The sequence below is a fragment of the Microbacterium sp. PAMC22086 genome, assembly GCF_019443525.1.
GTDB classification, from domain to species: Bacteria; Actinomycetota; Actinomycetes; order Actinomycetales; family Microbacteriaceae; genus Microbacterium; species Microbacterium maritypicum.
In genome coordinates this window covers 3,136,993-3,148,912 of the sequence record NZ_CP080380.1, presented here as the reverse complement: position 1 = coordinate 3,148,912, position 11,920 = coordinate 3,136,993, and the positions used below count along the sequence as shown (strand labels likewise).

The following is an 11,920-nucleotide window of genomic DNA, read 5'->3' as shown; positions in this document are numbered from 1 at the left end:
GGAATGGTGGAAGTCGAATCGATTCTGCGACGATCGTGGACACGCCGGCGTGCGGGGTCGTCGCATCGGCTATGCTCGTAGACGTCGCGACTGGCGTCTGGGTGGACTACCACCGGGGAGCGACTGACCACGGAATTCGACCGCGCGCCTGGGCCGATAGGAACACCCCTTTCGAATCCGTTGTCAAAGGAGCACGTCATGACCGACCGTTACTTCAACGCCCCGCTTTCCGAAGTCGACCCCGAGATCGCCGAGGTCCTGGATCGCGAGTTGACGCGCCAGCAGACCTTCCTCGAGATGATCGCCTCGGAGAACTTCGTGCCCGTCTCGATCCTGCAGTCGCAGGGCTCGGTGCTCACGAACAAGTACGCCGAGGGCTACCCCGGACGCCGGTACTACGGCGGCTGCGAAGAGGTCGACGTCGCGGAGTCCCTCGCGATCGAGCGGGCGAAAACTCTCTTCGGCGCCGAGTTCGCGAACGTGCAGCCGCACTCCGGTGCGTCGGCGAACGCGGCGGTCCTGCATGCGATCGCGCGCCCCGGCGACACCCTGCTCGGCCTGTCGCTGGACCAGGGCGGTCACCTGACGCACGGCATGAAGATCAACTTCTCCGGTCGTCTGTACGACATCGTCGCCTACGGCGTCGACCCCGAGACTTCGACGATCGATATGGCCGAGGTGCGCCGTCTCGCGATCGAGCACAAGCCGAAGGTCATCATCGCCGGATGGTCGGCCTACCCCCGCACGATGGACTTCGCGGCCTTCCGCGCGATCGCCGACGAGGTCGGTGCGCTGCTCTGGGTCGACATGGCGCACTTCGCCGGTCTGGTCGCCGCTGGTCTGCACCCGAACCCGGTGCCGCATGCCCACGTCGTCTCCTCGACCGTGCACAAGACGATCGGTGGTCCGCGCTCGGGCTTCATCCTCACCAACGACGCCGATCTCGCCAAGAAGATCAACACCGCGGTGTTCCCCGGTCAGCAGGGCGGCCCGCTCATGCACGTGATCGCCGCGAAGGCGACGGCGTTCAAGCTCGCAGCTACCCCCGAGTTCAAGGAGCGCCAGGAGCGCGTGCTGCGTGGCGCGAAGCTCATCGCGGAGCGCCTGTCGCAGCAGGATGTGAAGGACGCCGGCATCGCGGTGCGCTCCGGCGGCACCGACGTGCACCTGGTGCTGGTCGACCTGCGCGACGCCGAGATCGACGGCAAGCAGGCCGAAGACCTGCTGCACGACATCCACATCACGGTGAACCGCAACGCGGTCCCGAACGACCCGCGCCCGCCGATGGTGACCTCCGGTCTGCGCATCGGCACCCCGGCGCTCGCGACCCGCGGTTTCGGCGACACCGAGTTCACCGAGGTCGCCGACATCATCGCGCTCGCGCTGCTTCCCGGCGCTGACGTCGAGTCGCTGCGCGCTCGCGTCGACGCCCTCGCTGCCGCGTTCCCGCTCTACCCCGACCTGCAGCAGTGACCGCGAAGATCCTCGACGGGAAGGCGGCGTCCGCCGCGATCCGTGCCGAGCTGACCGAACGCGTGGCCGCACTCAAGGCGCGAGGGATCACGCCGGGCATCGCGACCGTGCTCGTGGGCGCCGACCCGGCCTCGCAGCTCTACGTGGGCATGAAGCACCGGCAGTCCGAGGCGATCGGGATGAACTCGATCCAACGCGAGCTGCCCGCCGACGCCACGCAGGCCGACGTCGAAGCCCTGATCGACGAACTCAACGCCGACACCGCGTGCCACGGGTACATCGTGCAGCTGCCGCTGCCGAAGCACCTCGACACCGATGCGATCCTGGAGCGGATCGACCCGGCGAAGGATGCCGATGGTCTGCACCCGACCAACCTCGGGCGTCTGGTGCTCAACGTCAACGGACCCATCCACACCCCGCTGCCGTGCACACCGCGAGGGGTGATCGAGCTGCTGCTGCGCAACGACTACGACCTCAAAGGGAAGCACGTCGTCGTGGTCGGCCGCGGGGTGACGATCGGCCGCTCGATCGGGCTGCTGCTCACGCGACGCGACCTGAACGCCACGGTCACGCTCACGCACACCGGAACCGTCGACATGCCGCGCTACCTGCGAGAGGCCGATGTGATCGTCGCCGCCGCTGGCGTCAAGCACCTCATACGCGCGGAAGACGTCAAGCCGGGCGCCGCCGTGCTCGACGTCGGCGTGACGCGAGAGACCGACCCCGATACCGGGAAGAGCCTGGTGTTCGGCGATGTCGCCCCCGACGTCGCCGACGTCGCCGGGTACATCTCCCCGAACCCGGGAGGCGTGGGCCCGATGACGGTCGCGCTGCTCATGACGAACGTCGTGGAGGCGGCCGAGCGGATCGCCTGACGCCAGCGCGCGCACCGCATGCGAAAGGCGCCCGTCCTCCTCGGAGGATGGGCGCCTTTCGACGTTCGCAGCCGGTGTATCGCGCCCGGTTCAGTCCGGGTTCGGGTCGGCTCTTCGCACTCAGCCCAGTTCGTCGAGCATGTGCCGCTGCTCGGGTGTGAGACCGTCGTCGAGCTCGTCGCGCGCGGCGCGTGTCTCGGGGGACTCCGCCGCGGCGGCGGTCGGAGACGCCGTCTTCGTGTCGCCACCCTTCACCCGCGCCTGCACCGAGTCGTAGATCTCTCCCGCCTTGGCGCGGAGCCGGTCGTCGATCTGGTCGTAGATCATCCATCCGAACAGCAGCGCGAGCGGCGGCAGCACGAACGCCCAGAAGCCGGAGGCGCGCACACCGCTCAGCCACACCGTGAGTACCCAGACGATCAGCTCGACCAGATACACCAGCACGTACTGCACGACCTTCTCGCCGGTCTTGGTGCGCTCGGCGGCCGACTTCGCCGCCGACCTGCGGAAGGCTCCGGCGAGCAGGGGCTTCACGAACAGGGCGGCGAGGGTCAGGATGACGGATGCCCACAGGGCGTTGAACCCGACCGAGACGCCCGGCAGCAGCAGGCCGATCACCAGCAGTGCGGCGACATTGAACACGTAGAGCGCGGCGAACCGGACGATTCCGTTCTTCATGCGACCAGAATCCCACATCCTCCCGCGGAGGATCAGCCCTGCGCGTGCAGCGTGCTCTCGATCCCGCTGATGCGTGCCTGCTCGTCGAAGCGGAAGGTCGCGGTGCCCGTGGCGTCGGAGACATCGGCGCCGGAGAACGCCTCGTCGGTCCAGGCGAGGGTCCAACCCGCGAGTCGGGCGAGGTCCCAGACGGAAGTGCGCGCATCGGGGAGGCTGATGCCCGAGAGGACACGGGGCAGCGCCATGACCGCATCCGCCACGGTGAGCGGTGCCAGCGGAGCATCGAGCACGAACACCGCACGGGTTCCGTTGCCGACCGGGGCGGAGTAGTAGGGGGAGCGTCCGGTGAGCTCGACCGCGACGGCACCGACCGTGTGCGCGACCTGTGCGATCCAGTCGTCGTCGCCCGAGACCTCGGCGGGGAACGGCACCTCGGGAGCGGTCAGCTCGGCGATCCCGTGCTCGTTGCCGTAGGCCTGCAGCTGCGCGGCGACGCCCTGTGCATCACCGCTCGGGTGCGCCCAGGCCCACAGGAGCGAGCGGGGTCCGGGGGCGATCGTCGCGATCAGGTGCGCGCGCGCCACGAGCTGTCGCGACGGGTCGGCGTCGGCGGTGAAGGTGAGGGTGCCCGCGGCCAGGTCCGCGTCCCAGCGGTGCTCGCCGAGGGCGTCGGCGGCTGCGGAGAGAGCGTCCTGACGGAGCGCGACGAAGAGGGCGGCACGGTCGGCGAGGGGCTGGAGCGCGGCGAAGGTCATGCCGACAGTCTCGCGGTCGATGCTATGAATCCGCTAGTTCAGGCGTTGCCGGCTCCAGGCCGCAGGCACACGACCCCGCGGATCAGTAGCTGGCGCGGGAGCCGCCGTCTGCCGAGGTGAAGCGCGCGGCGAGAGCCTCGGAGGCGCGGGCGAGCAGCGCCACATCCGCGCCGACCGCCACGAAGTCGGCCCCCGCGGCGAGGTAGGCGTCGGCGGCTGCCGGGTCGAACGCGTTCACGCCCACGGCCTTGCCTGCGGCCTTGACCGCGGCGAAGACCCTCTCGACCGCGGCCGTGACATCGGGGTGGGTCTGCTGACCCAGCAGGCCCATCGACGCGGACAGATCGGAGGGGCCGACGAACACCGCGTCGACGCCGTCGACCGCGGCGATGTCGGCTGCGGCCTCGACGCCCGCTGCCGTCTCGATCTGCACCGTGAGGGAGATGTGCTGCGCGGACTCCTGCAGGTACCGATCGACGCGGTTCCAGCGCGCGCTGCGGGCCAGAGCACTGCCCACGCCGCGCACGCCCTCCGGCGGGTACCGCGTCGCGGACACCGCGGCGCGGGCCTCGTCGGCCGACGACACCATCGGCACGATCAGGTTCTGCGCCCCGAGGTCGAGGACCTGCTTGATCGCGACGGTGTCGTTCGACGGCACCCGCACGAGCGGGGCGATCGGGTACGCGGCGACAGCCTGCAGCTGCACGAGCACGGAATCGAGCGTGTTCGCCGAGTGCTCCATGTCGATCAGCAGCCAGTCCAGTCCCGACCCCGCGGCGACCTCGGCGAGCAGCGGGCTGCCGGAGCAGACCCACATGCCCACGAACGCTCGATCGGAGGCCGCGAGCTGCTCACGGAACGAGGGGTCTAGACGAAGCGGCATGCGATTGTTCCCATCGGTCCGTAATCGCACAGCACTTCGTCGCCGCGCGACACCCACATCGGGCGTGTGAACGATCCTGCCAGGATGATCTCCCCGGCCTCGAGACGCGCGCCGTGCTGATGGAACTTGTTCGCGAGCCATGCGACCCCGGTCGCCGGGTGGCCGAGCACTCCGGCGGCGACGCCGGTCTCCTCGATCTCGCCGTTGCGGGAGAGCACGCCGGGAACCCAGCGCAGATCGATCTCGTCGGGGCGCCGGTGCACCGTGCCGAGCACCATCGCTCCGTACGCGGCGTTGTCGCTGATCGTGTCGACGATCGTGCGGCCCTCCAGCTCGATGTGCGAGTTCAGCACCTCGAGCGCCGGCACGGCGTAGTCGATCGCCGCCAGGGCATCCTCGAGGGTGCAGTCCGGGCCCTCCAGCGGGGTCTTCAGCACGAAGGCGAGTTCGACCTCGATGCGCACGTTCGAGAAGTGATCGACCGGGATCTCTGCGCCGGACTCGTACACGGTGTCGTCGAACATCACGCCGTAGTCCGGCTCGGTGATGCCCGTGGCCTGCTGCATCGCCTTGGACGTCAGCCCGATCTTGCGGCCGACGAGTCGGCGACCCGCGGCGATCTGGGAGTCCCTCCAGACGCCTTGGATCGCGTAGGAGTCCTCGACCGTGGCCTCCGGGTACCGCGCCGTGATGCGCGGGATCACCGCGTGCGTGCGGTCGGCCTCCGCGAGCTCCGCCGCGATCTGCGTGATCGTGTCTGCTGACAGCATCCGTGCCTCCTAGAGCTGGTGGCCCAGCTTGTACTCGCCCTGCTTGTACTCGGGCATGTCCTTGTCGTCGTCCGCTCGCGTGTACGAGAAGCCGTCGGCGCCGATGGTCACCGCCATCTCACTGGAGTCGGTGCGGGCGACCGCCGGCTGCGGGTTGCCGTCGAGATCGAGCACCAGCGAGGCATCCGTGTACCAGGACGGGACGACGGGGTTCCCCCACCAGTCGCGGCGCTGGTTGTCGTGCACATCCCAGGTGATGACCGGGTTGTCGGGGTCGCCGGTGTAGTAGTCCTGCGTGTACACCTCGACGCGGTGCCCGTCGGGGTCGCGCAGGTAGAGGTAGAACGCGTTCGAGACGCCGTGGCGGCCGGGACCGCGCTCGATCGAGTCGGAGCGGCGCAGGGCTCCGAGCTTGTCGCAGATGGCGAGGATGTTGTGCTTCTCATGCGTGGCGAAGCACACGTGGTGCATGCGGGGTCCGTCGCCGCCGGTCATGGCGGTGTCGTGCACGGTGGGCTTGCGGCGCATCCAGGCGGCGTAGACGGTGCCCTCCTCGTCCTGGATGTCCTCAGTGACGCGGAAGCCGAGGTCCTGCATGAACCCCACGGCACGCGGCACGTCGGGGGTGACCTGGTTGAAGTGGTCCAGGCGCACCAGCTCGCCGGGAATGTGCAGGTCGTAGCGCCACGACATCCGCTCGACGTGCTCGGTGGCGTAGAAGAACTCGTACGGGAAGCCGAGCGGGTCGACCACGCGCACCGAGTCGCCGATGCCCTTGACGAAACCGTTCTCGTTGCGGCGCACGTCGCAGCCGAGCTCCGTGTAGAACTCGACGGCGCGGTCGAGGTCTTCGGGCGTGCGGACCCGGTACGAGAAGGCGGCCACGGCGGCGATCGGGCCCTTGCGCAGCACCAGGTTGTGGTGGATGAACTCCTCGGTCGAACGCAGGTAGATCGCCTCGTCGTCCTCCGCGGTGACGTAGAGCCCCAGGACGTCGACGTAGAACTGGCGGGAGGCGGCGAGGTCGGTGACCACGAGCTCCATGTACGCGCAGCGGAGGATGTCCGGCGGCGAGCTCTGCGGCGTCGCGATCGGGTTGTCCGAGCGGATCGGCGCCTCCTCGGAGACGTAGAAGCCCGAGGAGGTCAGGGTCATGTCGTCGCGGTGTGTCATGTCAGCGTCCTTGCGTGAGGGTTCCGGTCGCACTTTCTGTCGCATCCCCGCGGGCGGGGCGGCACAAAGTGCGACCGGAACGAGACAGTGGGGTCAGTTCTTGCCGAAGGTCGGGTTGTGGGAGTGGGCCGCGAGCGTGATGTGCACGCTCTGCTGGTCGGTGTAGAAGTCGATCGAGCGGTAGCCGCCCTCGTGACCGAGGCCCGAAGCCTTCACGCCGCCGAACGGCGTGCGCAGGTCCCGCACGTTGTTGCTGTTCAGCCACACCATGCCGGCTTCGACCGACTGCGCGAAGTTGTGCGCGCGCTTGAGGTCGTTCGTCCAGATGTAGGCGGCGAGCCCGTACTTGGTGTTGTTCGCGAGCGAGAGCGCCTCCTCGTCGGAGTCGAAGGGCGTGATCGCCACGACGGGGCCGAAGATCTCTTCCTGGAAGATACGGGCGTCGGGGGAGACGTCGGCGAACACGGTCGGTGCGACGAAGTTGCCCTCCTCGAAGCCCTCGGGGCGACCGCCACCGGCGACCAGGCGGCCCTCGGTCTTGCCGATCTCCACGTAGCTCATGACCTTGTCGTAGTGCTCGGGGTGCACGAGCGCGCCGACCTCGGTGGCGGGGTCGTGGGGGTAGCCGACCTTGACCCGCTTCGCCTGCGCGGCGTAGCGCTCGACGAACTCCTCGTAGATCGAGCGCTCGACCAGGATGCGGGAGCCGGCGGTGCAGCGCTCACCGTTGAGGGAGAAGACGCCGAAGATCGTGGCGTCGACCGCGGCCTCGAGGTCGGCGTCGGCGAAGACCACGGCGGGCGACTTGCCACCGAGCTCCATCGACAGACCCTTGAGGAACGGGGCGGCATTGCCGAAGATGATCTGTCCGGTGCGGCTCTCGCCCGTGAACGAGATGAGCGGCACATCGGGGTGCTTCACGAGCGCGTCGCCCGCGTCTTCGCCGAGACCGTTCACGAGGTTGAAGACGCCCTTGGGCAGCCCTGCCTCCTCGAAGATGCCGGCCCACAGGGATGCCGACAGCGGCGTGAACTCGGCCGGCTTGAGCACGACCGTGTTGCCGGTCGCGAGTGCGGGCCCGAGCTTCCACGACTCGAGCATGAACGGCGTGTTCCACGGCGTGATGAGGCCGGCGACACCGATCGGCTTGCGGTTGACGTAGTTCATCTGCTTGCCCGGCACCTTGAAGGCGTCGTCGGACTGGGCGACGATCAGGTCGGCGAAGAACCGGAAGTTCTCGGCGGCGCGGCGGGCCTGTCCCAGCGCCTGCGTGATCGGCAGGCCGGAGTCGTACGACTCGAGCTCGGCCAGGCGTGCATCGCGGGACTCGACGATGTCGGCGATCCGGTGCAGCACGCGCGAGCGCTCGCGGGGGAGCATCCGCGGCCAGGGGCCCTCGTTGAACGCGCGCGTGGCTGCCGCGACGGCGAGTTCGATGTCGGCCTTCTTGCCGGCGGCGGCGGTCGTGTAGGTCTGGTTGGTGACCGGATCCAGCACGTCGAACGTGTCGCCGTCGACGGAATCGACGAACGCGCCGTCGATGTAGTGCTGGATGTGGTCGGGGAGGTCGGCGGGGATGCGCGAATCGGTCATGAGATTTCTCCGGTCGTCTGGGCGGAACGGGTGTGCAGTGCGTCGAGGAACGCGTCCATCGTGCGCCAGCGGTGGTTGCGGGCGGCGAGTTCGATCTCGAGCGGGTCGGCGCCCGCGCGGATGAGGTCGAGGATCTCGGTGTGCTCCTCGACCGAGTGCTGGGCGCGTCCGGGGATCGACGCGAAAGTCGTGTCGCGGATGGCGGAGAGCCGCGACCAGCCGCGGTGTACGAGGTCGAGCAGGTGAGGGTTGGGGCACGGCTCGAACAGCACCGAGTGGAACTGGCGGTTGAGCTCGGTGAAGGCGTGGGCGTCGAGATGATCGAGCATCTGCGCCATCCGCTCGTTGATACGGGCGGCCTCCTCGAGAGCATCCTCGTCGAGCAGGGGAGCCGAGAGCGCGGTGGCGCAGCCCTCGACCAGGCCGAGCGTTTGCATGGTGTGCGCGTACTCGCTCTCGTCGACGAGGGTCACCCGCGCTCCGACGTTGCGCTCGAACGTCACGAGTCCCTCGGCTTCGAGGCGGCGGATCGCCTCGCGCACGGGGACGACGCTCATCTTCAGATCCTCGGCGATGGAACCCAGCACCAGCCGGTAGCCGGGGCTGAACATGTGCCCCGTGATCCGCGAACGGAGCCACTCGTACGCGACCTCGGACTTGCTGGCCGCCGTCGTGGTCATCGCGTGCTCCGGTGGGCCGTGGCCTCCTCGTAGCGGGCGCGCCACTCGGCGTTCAGGGGGAACAGGCCGTCGACGGGGTGACCTGCGGCGACCTGCTCGGCGATCCAGGCATCTTCGATCTCCTGCGCGACGGCACTGGCGGCGACCTCGGCGGCCAGCGCCGGCGGGATCACGATCACCCCGTCGCTGTCGCCGACGATGATGTCTCCGGACTGCACGGTCGCGCCGCCGCAGGAGATCGTGACATCCACGTCCCACGGCACGTGCTTGCGGCCGAGCACGGAGGGGTGCGCACCCTGCGAGAACACGGGGAGTCCGATCTCGGCGACCGCGTCGAAGTCGCGGACGCCGCCGTCGGTGACGACCCCGGCGGCGCCGCGGACCTTCGCGCGCAGGGCGAGGATGTCGCCGAGGGTGCCGGTCGTGGCATCGCCTCGGGCCTCGATGACGATGATCTCGCCGTCTTCCACGGCATCGAACGCGCGCTTCTGCGCGTTGTAGCCGCCGCCGTGCGCGGCGAAGAGGTCTTCGCGGAAGGGCACGAAGCGCAGCGTCTTGGCGGTGCCGACGATCTTGCTGCCGGTGATGTTCGCCGACACCCCGTCGATGAAGCAGGAGTGGTGTCCGCGCTTGCGGAGCTGGGCCGAGAGACCGGCCGTCGGGGCGGCGAGGAGCTGGGCGCGCAGTTCGGGGGAGAGGGCAGGAGCCTTCTCGACGGGAGGCAGGCCCGCCTCTTCGCGAGAGCCCCAGGCCTCGGTGCGCTGCAGGTCGTCGACGGCGGGGAGCGATCCGATCTCGCCGTCGAAAGGGGTCTCGCCCTGCGTCACGGTGGTGACGAGGCGTCCGGACGTGGGGGTGCCGGGGGCATCCGGGGCGTCCACCTCGACCTCGACGACGTCGCCGGGGACGATGACCGATGAGCCTGCGGGGGTGCCGGTGAGGATCACGTCGCCCGGTTCGAGGGTGAAGTGCTGGGAGAGGTCGGCGACGAGCTGCGCGAGCGGGAAGATGAGCCCGGCGGTGGTGTCGTCCTGGCGGAGCTCGCCGTTGACCCAGGCGCGCACCCGGAGGGCCGCAGGGTCGACGGTGCGGGCATCGATCAGCTCGGGGCCGAGCGGTGTGTAGCCGTCGCCGCCCTTGGAGCGGACGTTGGAGCCCTTGTCGTTGGCGCGCAGGTCGTACAGTCCGAGGTCGTTCGAGGCGGTGACCCACCCCACGTGCCCCCAGGCCTCGTCGAGCGAGACGCGGCGCGCGGCCGTGCCGATCACGAGGGCGATCTCCCCTTCGAAGGCGAGCAGCTCCGTGCCGGCCGGTCGCTCGACCGTGCCTCCGGAGACGCCGACGGAACTGGCCGGCTTGAAGAAGTACGAGGGCGAGGCGGGGCGTCTGCCGCGCTGATCGGCGCGTGAGGCATAGCTCAGGTGGATCGCGATGATCTTGCCGGGGCGGTCGATTTTCTCCGTCACGGGGCGCCTCCTCGCGCTCGTCTGCGTTGTCGTGCGGGACGCCTTGTGCGTCATATTCGAAATCATATATCATCGGTTCACCCCTCGGCAAGCACTTCGGATCCATTCCGCTGCACGCCGTGACAATGCGGTCACAACCAAAGGAGACACCCCATGAGCGGGCAGTCACAGGCTGGGTTCACGCCCACCGGAACCATCGCGACGGCGGCCGATCGACGCCGCGTCGTGTTCGCCACCGTCGTCGGCACAACGGTCGAGTGGTACGACTTCTTCATCTACGCGACGGCCGTCGGGCTCGTCTTCGGACAGCTCTTCTTCGCCCCGCTCGGCGAGAACAGCGCCCTGATCGGCTTCGCCACGGTTGGCGTCAGCTTCCTGTTCCGCCCCCTCGGCGCGTTCCTCGCCGGGCACTATGGCGACAAGCTCGGGCGCAAGACCGTGCTGATGTGGACGCTGATCCTGATGGGCGCCGCGACCGCGCTCATCGGTCTGCTGCCCACCTACGAGAAGATCGGCATCATGGCGCCGGTCCTGCTGGTGCTGCTGCGCATCATCCAGGGCATCTCGGCGGGCGGTGAATGGGGCGGCGCGGTGCTGATGGCCGTCGAGCACGCTCCGCGCCGCAAGCGCGGCATCTTCGGTGCCTCGCCGCAGATCGGCGTGCCCCTCGGTCTGCTGCTCGCCTCCGGCGTGATGGCGCTGATGACGGTGATCGCCCCCGGCGACCAGTTCCTCGCCTGGGGCTGGCGTGTGCCGTTCCTGCTGAGTGTCGTGCTGATCCTCGTCGGCTACTACGTGCGCCGCAAGGTCGAGGAGAGCCCCGTCTTCACCGAGCTCGCAGCCCGCAAGGAGAAGGCGCGGATGCCGATCGCTCAGCTGTTCCGCAAGCACCTGCTGCTCGTGATCATCGCCGCATTCGTCTTCGCCGGCAACAACGCCGTGGGCTACATGACCACCGGCGGGTACATCCAGGGCTACGCCACGAACCCGGAGGGGCCGATCGGCCTGGAGCGAGGCCCGGTCCTCTGGGCCGTCGCCGGATCCGCGGTCACCTGGCTGCTCACGACGCTCCTCGCCGGCTGGCTGTCCGACCGCATCGGCCGTCGCACGACGTACGTCATCGGCTGGGTGCTGCAGCTGGTCGGTGTCTTCACCCTCTTCCCGCTCGTCAACACGGGCGAGATCGGTCTGCTGTTCGCCGGGCTCGCGATCCTCACGATCGGTCTCGGCTTCACGTACGGACCGCAGGCGGCGCTGTACGCCGAGCTGTTCCCGGCGAGCATCCGCTTCTCCGGCGTCTCGATCTCGTACGCCATCGGCGCGATCGCCGGTGGGGCCTTCGCGCCGACCATCGCCACGGCCATCGTGAGCGCCACCGGGTCGACCCAGGCCGTCACCTGGTACCTCGCGGGCATGACCGTGCTCGGTCTCATCGCCACGCTGCTGCTGCGCGACCGCTCGGGCATCCCGCTCGGACCCGATCACGAGGACGAGCAGTCCGTCAGCCCGATCTACGGACTCGCGAAGGCCTGATTCTCCGGAGTCACCCGAACGCGTGAGCACGTCCCCCTCCG

General features: G+C 69.0%; 11 protein-coding genes and 1 riboswitch. Of the genes, 3 read left to right on the top strand and 8 right to left on the bottom strand.

Annotation, left to right across the window (positions count from 1 at the left end):
- The first annotated feature begins 76 nt into the window (after positions 1–76).
- Positions 77–161, top strand: a riboswitch (ZMP/ZTP riboswitch).
- A 37-nt stretch (positions 162–198) separates the two neighbouring features.
- Both glyA and KY497_RS15640 read left to right on the top strand, forming a co-directional pair.
- Complete coding sequence (glyA, locus tag KY497_RS15645) at positions 199–1,473, top strand: serine hydroxymethyltransferase (protein ID WP_141386341.1); 1,275 nt, start codon at positions 199–201, stop codon at positions 1,471–1,473.
- Complete coding sequence (locus tag KY497_RS15640; protein WP_055870575.1) at positions 1,470–2,348, top strand: bifunctional methylenetetrahydrofolate dehydrogenase/methenyltetrahydrofolate cyclohydrolase; 879 nt, start codon at positions 1,470–1,472, stop codon at positions 2,346–2,348. The genes glyA and KY497_RS15640 overlap by 4 nt, the downstream gene beginning before the upstream one ends.
- 120 nt (positions 2,349–2,468) lie before the next feature.
- On the opposite strand, the gene KY497_RS15635 is transcribed toward KY497_RS15640, so the two are convergent.
- The 8 genes from KY497_RS15635 to KY497_RS15600 form a co-directional block, all read right to left on the bottom strand.
- Positions 2,469–3,026, bottom strand: a complete 558-nt coding sequence (locus KY497_RS15635) for a phage holin family protein (RefSeq protein WP_219869464.1) — start codon at positions 3,024–3,026, stop codon at positions 2,469–2,471.
- 32 nt (positions 3,027–3,058) lie between these two features.
- Entirely contained in the window at positions 3,059–3,781 is a 723-nt protein-coding gene (locus KY497_RS15630) for a DUF6882 domain-containing protein (RefSeq protein WP_219869463.1), read from the bottom strand.
- 82 nt (positions 3,782–3,863) lie between these two features.
- Positions 3,864–4,664 (bottom strand): HpcH/HpaI aldolase/citrate lyase family protein, encoded by an 801-nt coding sequence (locus tag KY497_RS15625; protein WP_219869462.1) that lies wholly within the window; start codon positions 4,662–4,664, stop codon positions 3,864–3,866.
- Positions 4,649–5,434: a 2-keto-4-pentenoate hydratase gene (locus KY497_RS15620; protein WP_017828354.1), complete on the bottom strand. Its 786-nt coding sequence runs from the start codon at positions 5,432–5,434 to the stop codon at positions 4,649–4,651. The genes KY497_RS15625 and KY497_RS15620 overlap by 16 nt, the downstream gene beginning before the upstream one ends.
- Before the next feature lie 9 nt (positions 5,435–5,443).
- On the bottom strand, positions 5,444–6,607 hold the full coding sequence (gene hpaD / locus KY497_RS15615) for a 3,4-dihydroxyphenylacetate 2,3-dioxygenase (protein ID WP_219869461.1): 1,164 nt from the start codon (positions 6,605–6,607) through the stop codon (positions 5,444–5,446).
- A 93-nt stretch (positions 6,608–6,700) separates the two neighbouring features.
- A complete protein-coding gene (gene hpaE, locus KY497_RS15610; protein ID WP_055877488.1) occupies positions 6,701–8,200 on the bottom strand; it encodes a 5-carboxymethyl-2-hydroxymuconate semialdehyde dehydrogenase in 1,500 nt (499 codons plus the stop codon).
- A complete protein-coding gene (locus KY497_RS15605) occupies positions 8,197–8,880 on the bottom strand; it encodes a GntR family transcriptional regulator (protein WP_017828357.1) in 684 nt (227 codons plus the stop codon). Before KY497_RS15605 ends, hpaE begins: the two co-directional genes overlap by 4 nt.
- A complete protein-coding gene (locus tag KY497_RS15600) occupies positions 8,877–10,346 on the bottom strand; it encodes a fumarylacetoacetate hydrolase family protein (RefSeq protein WP_258185752.1) in 1,470 nt (489 codons plus the stop codon). Before KY497_RS15600 ends, KY497_RS15605 begins: the two co-directional genes overlap by 4 nt.
- A gap of 153 nt (positions 10,347–10,499) precedes the next feature.
- Here KY497_RS15600 and KY497_RS15595 point away from each other — a divergent pair, with 153 nt between their 5' ends.
- Positions 10,500–11,879: an MFS transporter gene (locus KY497_RS15595; RefSeq protein WP_219869459.1), complete on the top strand. Its 1,380-nt coding sequence runs from the start codon at positions 10,500–10,502 to the stop codon at positions 11,877–11,879.
- Positions 11,880–11,920: the final 41 nt, after the last annotated feature.